Here is a 19,970-nt window from a genome sequence, read left to right on the forward strand (position 1 = left end):
TTAGTTTATGTTGTATGAGATATTAATACCTGAATAGTAATTTACTGGGGTTCCAGGGTAATAATATCTGGGTTGAGCGCCATTAAAACCTGTCGCATTGATAAGAATTTGAGAGGCATAGGCTGTATCAAAGATATTATTTAAACCTAAAAAAACATTGATATTTAGTTTTTTATTAAGTTTTTTTAGCCATCCAATTTTAAAATTAGTCAGGTTGTAAGAATCTGTATATAAGTCGTTACTATCGGTGATAGGTATGCTACCAATGTTTTGAAACAATAAGTTGCCATAGAAACCTAGAGGGGTTTTGAAATCCAATTCTAAATTAAAAACGTGGTTGGGGACACCGGTTAAATCGTTACCGGAATAATTGTTCTCACCATCTACATAATCCTTAAATTTATAATGATTGAGCGAGTAGGTTAAATTCGTATTTAATTGATAGGTTTTGTTTTTAAACCATTTAAAAGTTCCACTCAATTCAATACCATCATGCTGGGTTTTACCTGCATTAAGGCCTATGTATTCATCATTCCCAGTACGCTTAGCAACCAATAAATCTGAAATATTTAATCTGTAAGCAGATACATAGCATAATAGCCGGTTGTTAAAAAATGTTGACCGCGACCCGATTTCAAAATTCCAGCCTGTTTCGGGTTTGATATTAGGATTGATTAATCCATCAGGTAGTAGAGTTTCGGTAGTTGTTGGTGGTGAAAATCCGTGACTGATATTAGAATAAAGATTGATGTTTTCTGAAATGCTATGCGTTAAGCCAAACGTAGGAGAGAGGATGTTTTTAAAGGAATAGGAACCAGACTGATCTGGATTTGTGTCGTTATTGAAATTATCATTGAGTGTATAGGATGTTTTATTAAAATTCAACCCAAAAGAGACTATTGTTTTCTCATTAATACTATAATTGGTTTCTAAAAATATATTGAAGTAATAACGGGTTTCTTTATTGTTTGAAAGTAAATCGCCTTGAATACTTCCTGTGCCTGAAGGGTAATCCTGATAGAGGTTTTTGAAAGTTTTCCACTTATAGAAATCATTAAAAAATTCAGCGCCGATAGTCCATTTAAACTTAGTGGTCTCACCTAAAATTCTACTTCGAATTCCTAAAGCCGATAGTTTTTCAGACAGGATGTTAAAAGGCCTCGGTTCGTAGCTGTTTTTAAATGAGGTAAACACACTTGTTTTTTGTGAAAGAGTATTGTTGTATTGATGATGCCAAGATATGCCTAGAAGACTGCGTTTGGTGTCTTCAAAGCCTTTAGCTTGTTCCCAGGTATACGCTGCCGATTCAGGACTGTTTAAGAAGGTGTTTTCATTAATAGAGCTAGGGATATAGCCTTTTAAATCGATAAAACTCCCTAGAATAGAAATTTCATTCCGTTCATTAATATAATGATTAGAGTTTAGGGTAATAGTTTTTCTGTTGTATGAATTATTGGTTCTGTAGCCGTCACTTTGGGTGTGACTGAAAACGGTATTGATACTCGAATTTTTTAATCCTGAGCCAAAACTTAAAACGTCTTTAAACAGACCAAAAGAGCCGAAAGTAGTTGTGTTTTGTAGGTTAGTTTGGTTATAACTTGCAGTTTTAGGAATTAAATTGATAGTGCCACCTAAACCGGCACCATGAATAGACGACCCTGATCCTTTTATAATTTCAATTCTTGATAGAGCGGTTAACTCAAAATCTTCGATAGTGGTTTCACCATTTCCTGAGGTTAGGGGGATGTCTTTAAAATAGGCCCTTATTTTACTGGTGCCGTATAAATTTCTGGAACCAATACCTCTAATGGTGATTCGGTTTGTGTTTAATGTTCCATTTTGCATAAAGACCCCCGGAACTTTATTTAATGCAGGAGCTAGGTCGGTTGTGTTGTTTTTTTGTAGGTCTTTAGTCGATATAATGTTATAAGAGGTGTAAGACGAATTTAAAGGTTTTGCAATTTGGTTTGCATTTACTACCACTTCATGCAATTCAGAAGGGTTGATTTGTAATTGAATAATTGGATGGTCTTCTTGAATAATTACTGTTTTATGAAAATACCCTGATTTGTAAAACTCAAAAGAACCGAAGGTTTTTATTTTAAACAGGCCTTGATTGTTGGAATAAACCGTGTCATGTTTGTTTTCAAGAATGATTGATACTTGAGACAGCGGGCTGTTTGTGTCCAAATCAACCACTTTCCCCGTGATTTTTGATTGACATAAACCTTTAGAATTAAAAAATATGATGATAGGAAAAGTGAAAATATATGTGGTAAAGTTCAAGTTTAAAGAGAGTTAGTTGATGCTGGGCTAAGTTAATTAAAAAATGAACTTAGAAATGGTATAAAATTTTAGAAAAAAGGGTTGTGTATTTAATATAAAGAAGTATATTTGCACCCCGTAATGAGATAACCATTATACTCGGGGTGTAGCGTAGCCCGGTTATCGCGCCTGCTTTGGGAGCAGGAGGTCGCAGGTTCGAATCCTGCCACCCCGACAAAAAAAGCCAAAATATCGAATGATATTTTGGCTTTTTTATTTTTGATATTGATATTTAAAATAAAAAAATCCCGTTCAAAACTTGAACGGGATTTTTAGTATGGTTTAGGTAAAATTATTTAACGATAATTTTTTGAGCAAAGAAACCTAAATCGGTTTGTGCTTTAAAAATGTATAAACCAGTATTTAAGTTAAAGTCTAATCTTTGAGACTTAAGTACTCCTTGTTTAACCACTTTACCTGTAATGTCGTAAATGCTGTAAGCGGCATCAACTAAGGTTTTGTCTACCATAATAAAGTCTTTTGCCGGGTTAGGGTAAACACCTGTTATACCTTTAAGTTTTACATCTGATACCGATAGTGTGTTTAAATCTAATTTGTAAATTTCATCTCCACTACCATTGTCACCTTCAAAATAAAGGATATCTCCAACTTTTATAGCTGGCCATGAAAGGTGTACGTTTTCATCTAATACTTCTGTAGTAGTACCGTTTGTTCTGTGTAGATTGTCACTGCTACTAGAGTCTGTTTCACCATTATAATAAAGATAGTCGTCATTATCATCTGGCGTTACAAATCGATAAGGATTGTGGTCTTTGGTTGTATTTGTGCTAATTTGTGTAGTTGTATTATTACTTGCGTTGTACTTGTATAGTTGGAAAAACCCGTTACTATCTTCACCTCCTAAATAAAGCTCATTTTTCCAAACACAAAATGGACGTATATAAGTCGATTCATTGCTTGCTGATGTTACTTCTTCCGTTGTAGTGCCGTTAGTTCTGTAAAGGAGATATACTGGAAATTGTCCTGGGGCCGTTGTGTCTCTACGAGCGAAATAAATTTGGTTGTCATAAAAAACAATATTATAAATTCTTGATTCTTCAGAGGTCTCATCGGTTGCATCTCCTGGTAAATCTGTTAATCTTGTAAATAAATCGGTTGCCGGGTCGTACTCGTATAATTCAACGCCATAACTATCTGTTCCGCTTTCAGAAACGTTACCGGTAAAGTAAATTTTATCGTTATGGGCTTGTACGTTAATGTATTGTGTTGAGTAAGAAGTACGGCTATTAAATGAATCTAAGCTTTCTACCTGGTTTGTATTTGCTCTTGGTACACGGGTGGCTAGGTTAGTTGTACCATCCCATTGCCATAATTCTTTGTTAGAAGCATTGTTTATAAAATATAATACACCGTTTAATTCTACCATATCATCTAAATCGCCTACACTAGCATCTACTAACCCAGAAACAGGGTCGGCACCATCTCCAGTACCATTTAAAACATGCGGTACATTTGTAACACTCTGGTTGAAATATAATTGGTTGTTTAGTGTGAAGAAATATTCTGGAGAAGAATTGTCGCTGCCACTAACAATATCAATATAACTTAGAGATGGGTTGTTAGGGTCGCTTGGGTCTAAAACCCATAGTTCGTCACCTATATCATTACCTCCAGCATAGTCGCTAGTTGCATCGCCGGTATCGGCCTGAAAGTAAATTTTACCATCAAATAAAAACATCTGATCTGGGTTTGAATCTCCAGACTTATTGATGTTAAATAATAAAGAACTTTGGGCGGTTGCAGCCAACCCAAACGCAAATGCTAAGCAAGAAAATAGTTTTCTTTTCATAAATTAAAATGTTTAGATAATTAGATTTATTAAGTTTTATATAAGTATTACTCAGTAAAATTTAACTACCCTTGCTTTTTTATGAAAAAAAATAAAATTTGTTCAAAAAGGGAATTATTTTGTAATGTTATCTTTGTTAAAATGAGATTAATTTAAATAAAGAATAAAAGTTATAATATTATGGCAAATTTTGGTGCGAGTAAGGTGTTTTTATTAGGGGATGATATCGAGTGGGAAGACTTAGGAGGAGGAATAAAGCGTAAAATAATGGGGTACGATGACAACATCATGCTGGTGAATGTAAGTTTTGAGGCTGGAGGCGTGGGAGCGATGCATAAACACCCACATGTGCAGGTCACCTATGTAGCAAGTGGGGAATTCGAATTCACCGTTGGAGATGAGGTGAAATTAGTGAAAGAAGGTGACGGACTTTATATTCCACCAAATACCATGCATGGTACGGTTTGTAAAAAGGCTGGTGTTTTAATTGATGTGTTTAATCCTATTCGTGAGGATTTTGTGCAGTAGTATAAAAGCAGTATAGTGAATAAAAAAGGTTTCAAAAATTTTGAAACCTTTTTTATTTGCAATAGTATTATTTCTTTTTATTTGATGAATCTCTAACAATGAGCTCGGCACCTAAAATGACTTTATTCAGGGTTTGCTTTTTGTTAGGTGTTTTTACGCGTTCTAAAAAAGTTAGTGCTGCTTGTTTTCCAATTTCGGCACTATGCTGATTTACCGTTGTAATTGAAGGCGCCACTAGAGCAGTAAAGGGTTCATTACCAAAGCCTACCAAGGCGATGTCTTCAGGAACTCTAACGTGTGCTTCCTCAAGTGCTTGTAGCGCACCAAGAGCGGCGTAGTCGGCTGCTACATAAACAGCATCTGGTCTAGTTTCTAGGGCTAATAATTGTTGCATTTGCTTTTTCCCATCTTCAATGGTTAAACTACTTTCAATTAGTAATTCGTCTTCAAGAGGTAAGTTGTACTTATCAATGGCATCAACGTAGCCCTTAACTCGGTTATTGAAAATTCGGGTATGTCGGTAGCCACCTATATGTGCTATGCGTTTGCAGCCTTGTTCAACTAAATGCTCTACAATCATATGGCTACTATCGTAGTCATTAATTCCAATATAATCGACATTTAAATCGTTCTCACCACGGTCGAATAAAATTAACGGAATACCTTTCGATTTTATTTTTTCGTAATAATCTAAATCTACAGTTTCGTTGGCCATAGAAGCGATAATACCATCTACCTGAGTAAATAACAAAGTGTCGATATTACTACATTCTTTTTTGAAAGATTCGTTAGATTGTGTAATGATGATGTTGTAGCCTTTCTTGTTTAAAACCTCCTCAATATTTTGAATGACTGACGAAAAAAAGTTGCTGTTGGTTCTCGGTACAATTAAACCAACCAGATTACTTTTACCACGGCGAAGGGCACTGGCCAGGTGGTTGGGTTGGTAGTTTAGTTTTTTAGCCACCTCTTTAACGGCTTCTTTGGTTTTGTCACTAATGCGGGAATCGTCGTGTAAAGCTTTAGAAACTGCGGCCGGTGAAATGTTTAAAACATTAGCAATGTCTTTTATAGTTGTTTTTTTTTTGTTGGTCAATTTTTTTATATATTTGCTTAATCGTTTAAGCAAAATTACTGTAATACTTTTTATAATCAAAATTAAGTATTTTGATAATGGTAATTTTTTTTTCTAAACACTGCTTAAACGTTTAACTAAATTTTGAATAAATAATTAATAACTATTAAAAAAATGAGTAAAGTAGTAACTTTTGGTGAGATCATGCTTCGTTTGGCTCCTCAAGGATTTAAAAGATTTTCGCAAGCAGATAATTTTGATGTTGTGTATGGTGGTGGAGAGTCTAACGTTGCCGTTTCATTAGCTAATTATGGTGTATCTGTAGATTTTGTAACGCGTTTACCAAAAAATGATATTGGAGAATGTGCAATGATGGAAATGCGTAAACGTGGTGTTAACGTGGATAAAATTATCTGGGGTGGTGACCGTTTAGGAATTTATTTCTTAGAAACTGGAGCCGTATCAAGAGGTAGTAAAGTGGTTTACGATAGAGCGCACTCGGCTATGGCTGAAATTGAAGCTGGAATGGTGGATTGGGATGCTGTTTTTGAAGGAGTAGAGTGGTTCCACTGGACAGGTATTACACCTGCAATTTCTCAAGGTGCTGCCGATGCTTGTTTAGAGGCTGTTAAAGCTGCTAGCGCAAAAGGGATTACTATTTCAACAGACTTAAACTACCGTGCTAAATTATGGAAATACTGTGATGATGCGCATAGAGAAGCTGTAATGACTGAGTTAACATCTTACTGTGATATTGTTTTAGGAAACGAAGAAGACGCTGAAATGCACTTTGGTATCAAACCAGAAGGAATTACAGTTCAAACGCAAGGACATGATGTTAAAGCTGAGGCGTTTTTATCAGTTTGTAAGCAAATGATGGAGAAATTCCCAAGAGCTAAAAAAGTAATTACTACGTTAAGAGGTTCTATTTCTGCATCGCACAATACTTGGGCTGGTGTATTATACGATGGAAACAAAATGTTCGAAACACGTCAGTATCAAATCACAGATATCGTTGATCGCGTAGGAGGTGGAGATTCATTTATGGGAGGTTTAATCTACGGATTATTAAAATACCCGGAAGATGATCAAAATGCATTAGATTTTGCAGTTGCTGCTTCTTGTTTAAAACACACGATTAAAGGTGATGCGAATTTAGTTACTGTTTCAGAAGTTGAAAAATTAATGGGTGGTGACGCTTCAGGTCGTGTAGCTCGATAAAATATTATACAATGGCACAATATACAAGATTAGAAGTAGCTCAGGCTATGAAAGAAACTGGAATGATTCCTTTATTCTTTAATAGCGACATCGAGTTAAGTAAAAAAGTATTAAAAGCGTGTTACGATGGTGGCGCTAGATTATTAGAGTTTACTGCACGTGGCGATTTCGCTCACGAAGTTTTTGGAGAATTAACAAAGTACGCTATTAAAGAACTTCCTGGAATGATTATGGGAGTTGGCTCGGTAACCGATGCTGCTGCTGCTTCATTATATATGGCTTTAGGTGCAAACTTTATTGTAACTCCAGTTTTACGAGAAGATATCGCAATTGCATGTAACCGTAAAAAGGTATTATGGTCGCCTGGATGTGGAAGTTTAACTGAAATCGCTAGAGCTGAAGAGCTTGGTTGTGAAATAGTTAAATTATTCCCTGGTGATTTATACGGACCTAAATTCGTAAAAGGGATTAAAGGCCCACAACCTTGGACAAGCATTATGCCAACAGGAGGTGTATCTCCAACCGAAGAAAACCTTAAAGGTTGGTTTGATGCTGGAGTAACTTGCGTTGGTATGGGATCTCAATTGATTTCAAAAGACATTATTGCAAATAAAGATTATGCAAAATTAGAGCAGGATGTAAAAGCTGCTTTAGAGATAATTAAATCTGTTAGAAAATAATTGTAAAATTTTCTAAATGAAAAGGCTGGACTTGTGTTCAGCCTTTTTTATTTTATTCTATGGTAAATCTCTCCATAAATGGGATTTCCCAGACTATCTTTTTCTGTTTGCATATAAGAGTCTTCGTTTATAAAAACAATATCTAAGCGGTGTATACTGTCTTTCTCTAAAACACTAAGTAATGCTTCAGAGCCATATTCTGTATGCTCAGCTAAAGTGTCATTTTTAAAGGTATAGTCTCCGCTCCCGAACCATTCAGTTGAGTCGTAAGTAGTGAATCTATTCCACATAAATTTGGTTTCGGAAAACATTTTCATTTGTATGAATTTTTCAGAAGTCATAATAGTGTCTACAGAGCCATCACCGCTATAATTGAGATAGCTAATCATTTTCCAGGTCCCTTTTAGAGAAGGATCTTTAGAAGTTTCTGCTTTAGGGGTTTGGTTACAGGACAATAAAAATGCAGTACAGAGAAGTAATAGAATTGGTTTCATAATTATCTTATTTGGTTATTAGTCTGATTACTACAATTTACGAAAAAATGTGGTGAAAATGAATTAGGATAGCAACTAATTATGAACCGATAATATCTTTTGATAACTTTAGTTTAAGTTTTCTGTTAAAAATTCTACTTTTGTTTTAATTAAAATTAGTAGCAATTATGTCAGATACAATAGAAAGAGTAAAGTGCTTAATTATAGGATCGGGGCCAGCAGGTTACACTGCGGCAATCTATGCAGCACGAGCTAATATGAGTCCGGTATTATATCAGGGAACACAACCAGGCGGTCAGTTAACAACCACGAACGAAGTGGAGAACTTTCCAGGGTATCCACAAGGAATCACAGGACCGGAGATGATGATGGAGTTACAGGCACAGGCGCAACGTTTTGAAGCCGATATTCGTGACGGCTGGGTAACAAAAGTTGATTTCTCAGGCGATGTACACAAAGTATGGGTAAACGATGAAAAGGAAATTCACTGTGATACGGTTATTATTTCAACAGGAGCTTCAGCAAAATATTTAGGATTAGAATCTGAACAAAAATATTTGAAGTTAGGTGGAGGTGTATCAGCATGTGCCGTATGTGACGGCTTCTTTTACAGAAACCAGGAAGTGGTAATTGTAGGCGCTGGAGATTCAGCTTGTGAAGAAGCACACTACTTATCTAAGCTTTGTAAAAAAGTAACCATGTTGGTAAGACGCGATGAGTTTAGAGCGTCTAAAATCATGGCGGAACGTGTGGCTAACACCGAGAATATCGAGATTTTATTCAATACAGAAACCGATGAAGTTATAGGCGACGGACAGGTAGTAACGGCAGTTCGAGTTTATAATAATAAGACTAATGAGAAACAGGAGATTCCAGCAACAGGATTCTTCGTGGCTATTGGACATAAGCCAAACACCGATATCTTTAAAGATTATGTAGACTTAGACGAAACAGGCTATGTGATTAATACGCCAGGAACGGCAAAAACTAATGTGCCAGGTGTGTTTGTAAGTGGCGATGCTGCCGATCATGTATACCGTCAGGCGATTACAGCAGCCGGAACGGGTTGTATGGCAGCCTTAGATGCAGAACGTTATTTAGCTGCTAAAGAGGCAACTGTAGAGGCTTCTGCAGCAGTGTAAAGTATAAATTTATAAAAACAAAAAGCCGAAGTAAATGCTTCGGCTTTTTGTTTTTATTTAAAAGTTTTTGAAATTTATTAAAAAGTATTTTCTTTGATTATAAGTTTCAATATCGGGATGTGGCGCAGTCCGGTTAGCGTACACGGCTGGGGGCCGTGTGGTCGCAGGTTCGAATCCTGTCATCCCGACAACTAACTGTCTTTTTTGTTAAGTTTATTGATGTATTTAATAAAATACTCTTTTACCTTTTTTTCTTTTCCGATTTCATTTTTGAATGCTTCAAGTAGTTCAGGATTACTCTCTAAAATATCTTTCATTTTAAATTTATTCAATTCAAGAATTTTTCATTGTTTAGGTTAAACACGCCTTTGGCAGCATCGTTGCTGTTACTGGTATAGGATCCATTTCTAATGGTTGTGGTTTTGATGAATTCTATAAATGCAAATTGCTGGTAAAATTCAACGGTATAAAAATTGGTTTTAGAGATTAAACCATTTAATGCTGCAGGGTTTATGTAGACATGTGTACCATCACTAAAACCAACAATACCTTCTATTTTTTTTGCCTCTTTGTTTTTTATTTTAAAACGTTTTACATCTAATGTTTTGAAACTTGTTAGACCGCATGAAGCTTTCTTGTCTTGTATTTCAAAAGCATCGTAATCTAAAGAAGGTTTATTAGTTATAAACTCAGCATAAGTTTTGTAAATTCCTTTTTGATAATTTGAGGTGTTCCAAATGACTTCTTGAGCACCGCTAAGTTTAGCAATAATAAAAAGCGCAATAATTAGTAGAATGCGTTTCATGATAAGGTTAAGTTTAATTTGGGTTAATATGTAGTAAATTTATTATATTTTTGTAAGAGTTAAAAGGTTGTGTTATTTCAATTTCGATACTAATTTTTTTATCTACGAAATGTTTAAGGGGTAAATTATTCGATTGTTATTGGAATCTTAAGTAAAAATTAGACCTGCATTTTTGTTAAAAATGAAAAAAAAAAATAAAAAATTCATCAAAATCTGCTTTGCGTCTTGTAATATTTTTATTATTATTATAAAACTGAATATCAATTGTTTAAGTTCTTTTAGGTAGTGTTTGATTAAATTTATTTAACGGAAACATGATAAAAATCATAGTTTCAAAATTGAAGTACAATGTATCTTTGTCGTATAATTTAAAACATAAAAAGTGATGAGTAAATTTAGAAAATTAGGCGTTAAAATGTTAGGCTTAGCCGTCATACTATTTGTAGGTTTAGGTCAGGTTCAAGCTCAGGAGTATAACTTAGTAAACAAAGAATCTTCATTAAAAGTTTACGGAACCTCAAGTTTACACGATTGGCATATTGATGCCGAAAATCAATCTGGTAAAATCAATTTTTCTAGTACAGAAGCGGGCACAATAGATCAGCTTAGTTTAAATATTGTAACAGAAAGTTTAAAAAGTGGAAAATCTGGTATGGATAAAAACACTTATAAAGCTTTAAATTCAAGTAAGCACAAATCTATAACCTTTAAATTAACAAAAGTTAATACTGTAACAGATAAAGGGTCTGGAGTTTTTGAGGTAAAAGCACAAGGAGATTTAACTATCGCCGGAACAACTAATAATGTTCCAATGAATTTTAAAGTAACTATTAACGGTTCTAAAATTACATTAGATGGCGAGAAAACCTTCAAAATGACCGATTTTAAAGTAGATCCTCCTACAGCCATGTTCGGAACCATTACTACAGGCGACGAAGTAACAGTGAAATATTCAACCATATTTAAATAAATCAATTTAAAACACTTAACAACTTAAACAAGTAGAAATCATGAAATCAATTTTCAAAAATGCAATCTTAGGCGCAGCCTTACTAGCAGGACTTAGTTTTTATGCGCAAAATTATAGAGATTTAGATAATTACAGGCAACCAGATCAAAGAGGGGTAAATGTCTTTGAAGATCCAAAAGATACCATTTCAACTTTTGATGGTCTTAATGTACGTGTAGGAGGTTCTTTTGCTTTACAATTTCAAGCTTTAGATCATGAGAATTCGGGAGCTGTGCCTCTAAAAGAAATAGGATCAAATTTTAACTTAGCAACTGCAAATTTAGATGTAGATGTAGCATTGGCAGATGGTGTTCGTATGCACTTAAGAACCTATTTATCATCTCGTCATCATCCGGAACCATATGTAAAAGGTGGGTACTTTCAAATTGATAAATTAGACTTTATTAGCGAAGGTTTGTTAAGTGACTTAATGAAACATACGACTATTAGAATTGGTCATATGGAGAATAACTACGGTGATGCACACTTTAGAAGAACAGATAATGCGCAAGCCATTTACAATCCATTTGTTGGTAACTTAATTATGGATGCATTTACAACTGAAATTGGAGCAGAGGTTTACTACCAATGTAACAGTGGATTATTCGGTATGGTTGGTTTCTCTAATGGTAAATTAAATCAAGATGTACAATCTTCTGACGGTACTACAGGTGGAGCTGCATTCTTAGCGAAATTAGGGTATGATAAACAATTAAATGACGATTTAAGAGTTAGATTATCAGGCTCTTTGTATAATACTGGATTTGTTAAAAACAACTACTTATATACAGCAGATAGAGCTGGATCTAGATACTATTTTGTAATGGAAGGTGTGGATGCAACAGCCAAAGGAAATTTTAGATCAGGTCGTTTTGACCCTGGATTCAGAAATAAAATAACTGCTGTTATGATTAATCCATTTGTAAAATATCAAGGTTTAGAATTTTTTGGAACGATTGAAATGACTAATGGTAGAGCTTTAACAGAAGCAGATAGAAGAAACACAAATCAATATGCAGGAGAGTTAATCTACCGTTTCGGACAAAATGAAAACTTCTATGTAGGTGGACGTTACAACTTAGTTGATGCAGAATTAGCTAGTGGAGATGATGTAACTATTGATAGATACCAGTTCGGTGCAGGTTGGTTTATGACTAAAAACATCTTATTAAAAGCTGAATACGTAAACCAAAACTATAACGATTATCCTGTAGGACAGTTAGAAGATGGTAAATTCAACGGAGCAATGTTAGAAGCTGTAATTAGTTTCTAAAATAAAAATAAGAACGATTAATAGCTAAGTAGTCAGACAAGTCTCTAAAGTGTTGTAAAATAGTTAAACTTTGTATTAACTAGATACTTTAGAGACTTGTTTATTATCTTTATAATATAATAGAAAACAAACGTAAGAAAAATGAGAAGAGTTGTGTTTATAGTGTTTATACTAGCAGCATTAGCTTTTACTAATAAGGATACTGCGGTTAAAAACACGTCTGTTGTTGTGTCATCAAAAAGTACACTAGTGGTTAAAGGAACAACCAATGTGCATTCTTTTAGTTGTGTTTTTGATTCTAAACGGCTTAAAAATCCAGTGTATGTAACTTATTTTACGAACGGAGAAAAATTTAAATTTAAAGAAACTGCTTTGGTTTTAGATAGTGGTTGTTTCGATTGCGGAGGAAAAGGTATTAATCGAGATTTTCAAAAAATATTAAAATCAGAAACTTATCCACAAATTAAGCTAATCCTTAAAGAAACAAGTAGTTTAGAAGATAAAACAAATGTTCAAACCCTTGTTGATGTTGAAATTGCAGGCATTAGAAAAGAATACAAAATACCTGTAACTGTTAATAGTAATGGAAGTACATTAATAAAAGGAGGATTAAAAGTATGTTTAAGTGATTATAATTTAGAACAACCCAAAAAGATGTTTGGTTTAATTACTGTCGACGATGAAATATTCATAGATTTTAATTTAGTCGTGGAATAAATCAAATAGTTTTAAATAAAAAATAAAAAAAGGCTTTACAAATAATTGTAAAGCCTTTTTTTATGCGTAAATGTCAAATGATATGGTTTAACCTAATGTTTGGTCAAACATATCAACCCTTTTTTAAACATATGTCTCAATTGATTAAAATTTACACCTAGTCTGCAAGATATGACCTCGCCAGGAATTGGTTAAATACCTTTTTTTGTAAGAACTAGTCTTATTGAAAATGAATTTAAAAAACGGAACATTGAAAAGGAATATCACCATATTACTATTCGGTATTTTAATTACTCCATTCGGGTTTTCTCAAACCGGTCGTAAAGTAGAATCGTTTAACGAAGGATGGCAATTTAAAAAAGGCCCTTTCTCTGAAAACGAATTGGTTTTCATGCAAAGCTGGGACAAGAAATGGGAGGACGTTAAAATACCTCATACTTATAATGCGAAAGATATGCAGGTAGACCATGGTAAGTTTTACGAAGACGACGCGTATTATAAAAAGACGTTTTTGGTTGATTCAAAACTAAAAGATAAACGTTTGTTTTTAAAATTTGAAGGTGTTGGTCAGGTGGCCGATTTATATATTAATGGTGTTTTAGTAGGGAACCATAAAGGCGGGTATTCGGCCTTTTCATTCGAGATTACAAAAGCAGTTAAATTTGGAGAGGAAAATGAATTTTTACTTAAAGTAAATAATGAAGCTCGTAAAGATGTTATTCCTGTTAATCATAATTTATTTGGGGTGTATGGCGGCATCCATCGTCCGGTATGCTTAATAACCACTAATCAGGTAAATATAGACGTTACCGATTATGCTTCAAAAGGTGTTTATATTTCTCAGGAGTTAATAGATAACAAAAAAGCGAATGTATCGGTAAAGGTTAAACTATCAAGTAACCTTAAAGATATTCAGGAACTGCAATTAGAAAACAAAATTTATAATCAAGAAGGAAAATTAGTTGCTAATAGGAGAGAGCAAATATCTTTGTCTCCTCAGGGAGTACAAACTTTTACTACCTCAGTTACGCTTAATAAACCGCGTTTATGGCAGGGTAGAAAGGATCCGTATTTATATAAAGTAGTCACTTCATTAAAAAATGGAGGTGAAATTTTAGATGAAATTGTACAGCCTTTAGGTATCAGAAAAGTTGAAGTTGTTGCTGGTAAAGGAGTGTTTTTAAATAATGAAAAATACCCAATGTATGGGGTGTGTCGTCACCAGGATTGGTGGGGAATAGGTAACGCTTTAGAAAAGGAACATCACGATACCGATTTAGATATGATTATGGAAATGGGAGTGACTACGGTGCGTTTGGCACATTATCAGCAATCCGATTATTTTTATTCCAAGTGTGATAGTCTCGGCTTATTGGTTTGGGCTGAAGTGCCTTTTGTAAATCGCGTTAGCGGCGAAGAAGGGGCGAATGCCAAATTACAATTAAAAGAGTTAATTCGTCAGAATTTTAATCATCCGTCTATTTATGTTTGGGGGCTTCATAACGAAGTGTATAAACCGTACGACTATACGTCACAATTAACCAAAGAAATGCACGATTTGGCAAAGAGTGAAGACCCGGGCAGATATACCGTAGCAGTTAATGGTTACGGGCATATGGATCATCCAGTGAATTTAAATGCCGATATTCAGGGAATGAATAGATACTATGGTTGGTACGAAGGTAAGATGGGCGATTTAGAAAAATGGGCTAAAGGCTTGAAAGCAGTTTATCCTGAGTATAAAATTATGCTCACGGAATATGGAGCAGGAGGAAATCCTAATCATCAAACCGAGTTTATAGAAAATACCTGGCAATACTGGAAACCTTTTTACCCGGAAACCTATCAAACCAAAACACACGAAGTTCAGTGGGGAATTATTAAAAACAATCCGAATATATTAAGTTCTTATTTATGGAATATGTTCGATTTCTGTGTGCCAAAATGGAATAATGGGGGCATCGAAGCCCGTAATCATAAAGGCTTGGTAACCTTCGACAGGGCCATTAAAAAAGATGCCTTTTATTGGTATAAAGCGAACTGGAGTGAAGAACCGGTTTTATATATAGCCGAAAGACGAATGGTGGACCGTGAAAAGCAAACAACTAATATAAAAGTCTACTCTAACCTTGGGGAACCAAAAGTGTATTTAAATGGAGAGCTATTAGCACAACCTATAATAGGAACCACCGATGTACACTATATTTTTGAAAGCATAACCTTAGCAAAAGGTGAAAATACAATTAGAGCAATTATTGAAAAGGATGGAGAAATAATTGAAGATTCAATTGTTTGGCATTTTACTTCAGAGAAGACAAAGGACTTTAAAATGAAAGAGAGTACAGAAGTACATGCTGGTTTCTAAAATTTATAAAAAATGATAAAAAGAACAATCACTTGTATTGGCTTGTTTTTATTAACAATAATTCAATTACAAGCTCAAAATGCAATAAAAAAGGAAGTAAAATACGGGCAATTAGGTGAGTTGCCTCGACAAGATGAAGCCATGAAAAAATGGCGATCTAATCGCTTTGGGCAATTTATTCATTGGGGGTTATATGCTATTCCCGGAGGGATTTGGGAAGGTAAAACCTATAAGTATGCTTCCGAGTTTTTAAAGAGTTCAGCAGGAATAAGTACAGCAACCTGGGATTCTTTGCAATACCAGTTTAACCCGGTTAAGTTCGATGCTAAAGAATGGGCTAAAATGGCGAAAAATATGGGCGTAAAATATGTAACCATTACAACCAAACACCATGAAGGCTTTTGTTTATGGCCAAGTGAATACACCAATTTTGATATTGAAAATACACCGTACAAAAAAGACTTATTAGGTGAATTTATAAAAGCTTATAATGACGAAGGCATCGATGTGAACCTGTATTATTCGGTGCTAGACTGGCACCATCCGGATTGGCGCTACAAGTTAAATACAGAAGAAGATAAAGCGGCGTTTGAGCGTTTAAAAGCATTTACCGAAAATCAGTTATTAGAGCTATTGGAGCGTTATCCAACGGTTAAAGGACTATGGTTTGATGGTACCTGGGATCAATGTTGGAAAGATAATGGTAAGTTTTCCTATGACTTAGAAAGAAAATTAAAAGAGAAGTGTCCGGGACTTATTGTTATTAGCCGTATGCGTGCCGATGAATATGGTAGTCGTCATTTTGATTCTAATGGTGTTTTAATGGGAGATTACGAATCTGGGTACGAACGTCGTTTGCCAAACCCATGGGATGTTGGCGTTACTAAAAATGATTGGGAGTGTTGTATGACGATTCCTGAAAACCAGTGGGGATACCATAAAGATTGGACCTTAACACATATTAAAACTCCTAATGAACTTATTGAAATGTTAGTACAATGTACCTCTCAAAACGGAAATTTCTTATTGAATTTTGGACCTACAGGAGAAGGAAACTTTAGGGAGAAAGAGGTTAAATTGGCTAAAGAAATAGGAGATTCGATGGATGATAATAGCTCTGTGATTTACAATTGTGGTTATGCCGGTTTAAAAAAGCAGAGTTGGGGTTATTTTACAAAAAGTAACGATTCAGATGATACCGTTAACATGGTGGTATTTAACAAGCCAATTAACGGAAAATATCGGGTAAAACTGAAAAAGGGCAGTGTTATAAAAAGGGCTTACTTGTTATCAAAATCTAAAAAATCACTTAACCTTGAAGAAATTGCCAATGGTGAATATTTTATTGATGGTGTAAAAGGGAAAAGTAAAGATCCTTTTGTGATTATTATAGAACTTGAAAATAAAGATTCTAAAAAGTTTAAACAAAAAGCGTTGACCTAAGATTTGCATTGAGTTAATAAACAAAAAAGGCTTCACGATACGTTGTGAAGCCTTTTTTGTATATAAGGGGTTGGTTAGTGGTTATTGTTTTTTTACACTTCCTGAAGAACTACTGTTTTTGTTTACCTGTTCAGGTTCACCTAAGTATTTAATATCAGCGCCACTGCTGGCATCGGCAGTTAATTCTTTCGAAGTATTTACCGTAATATCGGCGCCACTAGAGGCTTTGACCTGGCTAGATTCTGCAATAAGATTAGCGCCTTTAAAATCACTACCGCTGGTAGATTCTACAATTAGTTTTTTTGTGTTTCCGGATACTTTTAAATCACTTCCACTTGCTGTTTTACAAGTTAAGCTATTTGTGTTGACATCTAATTTCATGTCACTTCCGCTGGTTGACTCTAATTGTAAATCATTAACCACGATCGTGTTGGTGGAGTATACATCACTACCGCTCGTGGATTTGATACTGGAGATATCCTTAAAACTCACCATCACTTTTTTAGACTTACATCTGCCAATGTTCTTTTCACAATGGATTTTTAAAGTACCATCAATAACTTCGGTAATAATAAGGCTTTGTAAATTTTCATCGGCTTCTACAGTTACTCCTGCCTTGTCGCTTTGTGTTAGGTAAACGTCAAGTCCTTCTGTAGCTTTAATGCCTGTGAAAGGTTCATTAATAGAGCGTTGTTCAGAAATTACATTACCATTACCTTTTACTCCGGAATTGAAGTTAATATCGAAATTGCAAGAGAATAGACTCAAGCTTAATATGGTGGTTACGATGATTTTGATTAGTGTTGTCATGACTGTTCGTTTTTTGATTGATTTGTTTAGTTCAAATATCCTCTTTTATAGTCTTGATGAATAACTTAAATGATTGAACTGTTGTTTTTTGATGATGAATTGTTATTGATCTTCGTTTTCTTCCTCTTCTTTATCTGATGTGATGTTAATACCCGTCGAGTCGATTTTAACTCGTACATTTTCAGAATTCCCATTTATGCCGTTCTCGTCAATTTTTAGAATTTGATTATCCCCGGTTTTAATCTCAATGCCTTTGTCGTTAATTTTTACCTGAGGCATATCAATGTTAATTTCAATATCATCGTTTTCCTCGTCCTCTTCGGTTTCGCAAGTGTCGCAAATAATAGCATCGCTGTCAACAGTTAAATAATGATTCACCTGATTAGACGACACAATGTTGTTAGAATGTGTTCTGTAATTTAAGAATGATTCGGTGTTTTTAGCAAAATAAACAACACTTCCAACGGGTAAATACAAGGTGATTAAAACTTCTTGTTCACAATACTTATTTGAAACTGGCGTAGTGAAATAAGGATCTAAAACTAATTCCCGATTATTAAATGTATAACTGTATTCAATGTTTTTAGCACGGTCTAAAGCCTTTTCGTAGTTTCTTCCATCAGCACTTTTTTCTATGCGAATAAATGCTAAACTATCGGTTGTCGATTTCACCTGGATTCTAAGATCTTTACTGAAAATGGCCTTTTTACCTTCTTCATTAGTAGCAACCTTGAAATCATTACTTCGGTAAAACGGATTTTTAAAAATATCGTTATCGGCAAAACTTACCATTAAGGTGTCATTAGCTTTGGTTTCTAATGTCATTTTTTCAATATAATGCTCATTATAAGCATGCTCACTTACTTCTTTAATGGTAATAATTGTTAGACCAATTATAGAAAACAGCCATAACCCTAAAAGTGATAGTTTAGCTATTTTCCCGATGGATTTTAGGTTGGTAATAAGTATTCGTAATCCTAAATAGAATAAGAAGAAAAACGGAATACCAACTGCAAGGAAGGCTAAAAGTGATGCCAGCCATACAGGTGTGCCTCCAGCATTTACAATACCAACTAAATCGGTACCAGGAATAACATCTATAGCGCCTAATGAAAACCATCCAACAATTAATGCGATTAAGGTTGAAGCACCTATTAAGATTAAAATAAGACCGATAAACTTGGCTATTATTTTAAAGAAGAACATAATAATATCGGCAACCGTATCAAAAAAAGTTCTTGAACTCGATTTTATTTTATTGCCTTGTTTTTTTACATCCACTTTCTTGGCTGCTCCGGATACAGAATCTGAAACATTTTTAGCGACACCAGAAACCGTTTCACTTACCGAATCAAATCCGTCTTTAATTTTTTTTTCGATGTTACTAATGTTTACGGGTTCTCCGGTCATCATTAGTTTTTCTGCAGTAGTCTTCGCCTCAGGAACTAAAATCCATAACAAAATATAAAGTAATATTCCGGTTCCGGCTCCAAGTACCAATAGAATCCATGCTAAGCGAATCCAAATCACATCTATACCAAAGTAATGTGCTAAACCTGCCGATACACCACCTATATAAGAATTATCAGTGTCTCTATAAAGTTTTTTAGAAGCTCTCGATTTATTAGTTGAAGCAGACTGTGGCTCGTCTTCAAAAATTTCGTCATCTACCAAATAGTCTTCCGGTTGTCCCATAATAGAGATTACTTCGTCCACTTCTTTGTTGCCAATAACTTGTCTTTCGTTTTGAAGGCGTTCGCTAAATAATTCGGCAATTCGCGCTTCAATATCTGCGATAATTTCGGCACGCCCTTGAGAATCTGTAAATGAACGTTTTATAGCCTCAAGATAGCGTTGTAATTTTAAGTATGCATCTTCATCAATATGGAAGAATATACCTGCTAAATTTATGTTGACTGTTTTATTCATTTTTGTTTGCTTTTTGGTTGGTTACTATGTTAACGGCGTTTTGTAATTCGCTCCAAGTGGTGTTTAATTCGTTTAAAAATAATTTACCTGTTTCGGTTAAACCGTAGTATTTTCTGGGTGGTCCCGAAGTACTTTCTTCCCAACGATAGTTAAGAAGTCCTGCGTTTTTTAGTCTTGTTAGTAGTGGATAAATAGTGCCTTCTACCACAAGCAGTTTTGCGTCCTTCAAGGTATCTAGAATTTCTGCTACATAGGCGTCGTCATCTTTTAAGACCGATAGTATGCAGAATTCTAAAACGCCTTTACGCATTTGTGCTTTTGTGTTCTCTATCTTCATGTTCTAA

The 19,970-nt window shown here is 34.7% G+C and carries 18 protein-coding genes and 2 tRNA genes; 11 read left to right on the top strand and 9 right to left on the bottom strand.

Annotated elements, in window-relative coordinates:
* A complete protein-coding gene (locus RBH94_RS10155; RefSeq protein WP_307883156.1) occupies window positions 1-2,199 on the bottom strand; it encodes a TonB-dependent receptor domain-containing protein in 2,199 nt (732 codons plus the stop codon).
* Window positions 2,200-2,425: 226 nt separating this feature from the next.
* On the opposite strand from RBH94_RS10155, the gene RBH94_RS10160 reads away from it, so the two are divergent.
* Window positions 2,426-2,500: transfer RNA gene (locus tag RBH94_RS10160), tRNA-Pro, on the top strand.
* Between the two features lie 117 nt (window positions 2,501-2,617).
* Here the strand turns inward: RBH94_RS10160 and RBH94_RS10165 are convergent.
* Complete coding sequence (locus RBH94_RS10165) at window positions 2,618-4,135, bottom strand: T9SS type A sorting domain-containing protein (RefSeq protein WP_307880797.1); 1,518 nt, start codon at window positions 4,133-4,135, stop codon at window positions 2,618-2,620.
* Window positions 4,136-4,315: 180 nt separating this feature from the next.
* Between RBH94_RS10165 and RBH94_RS10170 the strand changes: the two genes are divergently transcribed.
* The gene (locus RBH94_RS10170) at window positions 4,316-4,663 is read left to right on the top strand and encodes a cupin domain-containing protein (RefSeq protein ID WP_307880798.1); all 348 of its coding nucleotides are present in this window, start codon (window positions 4,316-4,318) and stop codon (window positions 4,661-4,663) included.
* A gap of 67 nt (window positions 4,664-4,730) precedes the next feature.
* Here the strand turns inward: RBH94_RS10170 and RBH94_RS10175 are convergent, their stop codons facing one another.
* A complete protein-coding gene (locus RBH94_RS10175; protein WP_307880799.1) occupies window positions 4,731-5,759 on the bottom strand; it encodes a LacI family DNA-binding transcriptional regulator in 1,029 nt (342 codons plus the stop codon).
* A gap of 153 nt (window positions 5,760-5,912) precedes the next feature.
* Between RBH94_RS10175 and RBH94_RS10180 the strand changes: the two genes are divergently transcribed.
* Together RBH94_RS10180 and RBH94_RS10185 are read left to right on the top strand one after the other, a co-directional pair.
* The gene (locus RBH94_RS10180; RefSeq protein ID WP_188224455.1) at window positions 5,913-6,959 is read left to right on the top strand and encodes a sugar kinase; all 1,047 of its coding nucleotides are present in this window, start codon (window positions 5,913-5,915) and stop codon (window positions 6,957-6,959) included.
* 11 nt (window positions 6,960-6,970) lie between these two features.
* The gene (locus RBH94_RS10185) at window positions 6,971-7,639 is read left to right on the top strand and encodes a bifunctional 4-hydroxy-2-oxoglutarate aldolase/2-dehydro-3-deoxy-phosphogluconate aldolase (protein WP_307880800.1); all 669 of its coding nucleotides are present in this window, start codon (window positions 6,971-6,973) and stop codon (window positions 7,637-7,639) included.
* 47 nt (window positions 7,640-7,686) lie between these two features.
* Here RBH94_RS10185 and RBH94_RS10190 read toward each other — a convergent pair whose 3' ends face one another.
* The gene (locus tag RBH94_RS10190) at window positions 7,687-8,133 is read right to left on the bottom strand and encodes a hypothetical protein (protein ID WP_307880801.1); all 447 of its coding nucleotides are present in this window, start codon (window positions 8,131-8,133) and stop codon (window positions 7,687-7,689) included.
* 167 nt (window positions 8,134-8,300) lie between these two features.
* Between RBH94_RS10190 and trxB the strand changes: the two genes are divergently transcribed.
* On the top strand, window positions 8,301-9,275 hold the full coding sequence (trxB, locus tag RBH94_RS10195; protein ID WP_307880802.1) for a thioredoxin-disulfide reductase: 975 nt from the start codon (window positions 8,301-8,303) through the stop codon (window positions 9,273-9,275).
* Between the two features lie 113 nt (window positions 9,276-9,388).
* Window positions 9,389-9,463: transfer RNA gene (locus RBH94_RS10200), tRNA-Pro, on the top strand.
* A gap of 3 nt (window positions 9,464-9,466) precedes the next feature.
* Here RBH94_RS10200 and RBH94_RS10205 read toward each other — a convergent pair.
* Both RBH94_RS10205 and RBH94_RS10210 read right to left on the bottom strand, forming a co-directional pair.
* Window positions 9,467-9,592 (bottom strand): hypothetical protein, encoded by a 126-nt coding sequence (locus tag RBH94_RS10205; RefSeq protein WP_307880803.1) that lies wholly within the window; start codon window positions 9,590-9,592, stop codon window positions 9,467-9,469.
* A gap of 11 nt (window positions 9,593-9,603) precedes the next feature.
* Window positions 9,604-10,080 (bottom strand): hypothetical protein, encoded by a 477-nt coding sequence (locus RBH94_RS10210; protein WP_307880804.1) that lies wholly within the window; start codon window positions 10,078-10,080, stop codon window positions 9,604-9,606.
* Between the two features lie 385 nt (window positions 10,081-10,465).
* Between RBH94_RS10210 and RBH94_RS10215 the strand changes: the two genes are divergently transcribed.
* From RBH94_RS10215 to RBH94_RS10235, 5 genes are all read left to right on the top strand, one after another.
* Window positions 10,466-11,050, top strand: a complete 585-nt coding sequence (locus RBH94_RS10215; protein WP_307880805.1) for a YceI family protein — start codon at window positions 10,466-10,468, stop codon at window positions 11,048-11,050.
* Window positions 11,051-11,090: 40 nt separating this feature from the next.
* Entirely contained in the window at window positions 11,091-12,362 is a 1,272-nt protein-coding gene (locus RBH94_RS10220; protein WP_307880806.1) for a hypothetical protein, read from the top strand.
* A gap of 141 nt (window positions 12,363-12,503) precedes the next feature.
* Complete coding sequence (locus RBH94_RS10225; protein WP_307880807.1) at window positions 12,504-13,079, top strand: YceI family protein; 576 nt, start codon at window positions 12,504-12,506, stop codon at window positions 13,077-13,079.
* A 250-nt stretch (window positions 13,080-13,329) separates the two neighbouring features.
* Window positions 13,330-15,444: a glycoside hydrolase family 2 protein gene (locus RBH94_RS10230; protein ID WP_307880808.1), complete on the top strand. Its 2,115-nt coding sequence runs from the start codon at window positions 13,330-13,332 to the stop codon at window positions 15,442-15,444.
* Window positions 15,445-15,456: 12 nt separating this feature from the next.
* The gene (locus RBH94_RS10235) at window positions 15,457-16,887 is read left to right on the top strand and encodes an alpha-L-fucosidase (protein ID WP_307880809.1); all 1,431 of its coding nucleotides are present in this window, start codon (window positions 15,457-15,459) and stop codon (window positions 16,885-16,887) included.
* Between the two features lie 81 nt (window positions 16,888-16,968).
* On the opposite strand, the gene RBH94_RS10240 is transcribed toward RBH94_RS10235, so the two are convergent.
* From RBH94_RS10240 to RBH94_RS10250, 3 genes are all read right to left on the bottom strand, one after another.
* The gene (locus tag RBH94_RS10240) at window positions 16,969-17,697 is read right to left on the bottom strand and encodes a head GIN domain-containing protein (RefSeq protein ID WP_307880810.1); all 729 of its coding nucleotides are present in this window, start codon (window positions 17,695-17,697) and stop codon (window positions 16,969-16,971) included.
* 102 nt (window positions 17,698-17,799) lie between these two features.
* Complete coding sequence (locus RBH94_RS10245; RefSeq protein WP_307880811.1) at window positions 17,800-19,626, bottom strand: PspC domain-containing protein; 1,827 nt, start codon at window positions 19,624-19,626, stop codon at window positions 17,800-17,802.
* Window positions 19,619-19,963: a PadR family transcriptional regulator gene (locus RBH94_RS10250; RefSeq protein ID WP_188224499.1), complete on the bottom strand. Its 345-nt coding sequence runs from the start codon at window positions 19,961-19,963 to the stop codon at window positions 19,619-19,621. The genes RBH94_RS10245 and RBH94_RS10250 overlap by 8 nt, the downstream gene beginning before the upstream one ends.
* Window positions 19,964-19,970 lie beyond the last annotated feature (7 nt).

Origin of the sequence: Aestuariibaculum sp. YM273 (assembly GCF_030908365.1) — a bacterium.
GTDB classification, from domain to species: Bacteria; Bacteroidota; Bacteroidia; order Flavobacteriales; family Flavobacteriaceae; genus Aestuariibaculum; species Aestuariibaculum marinum.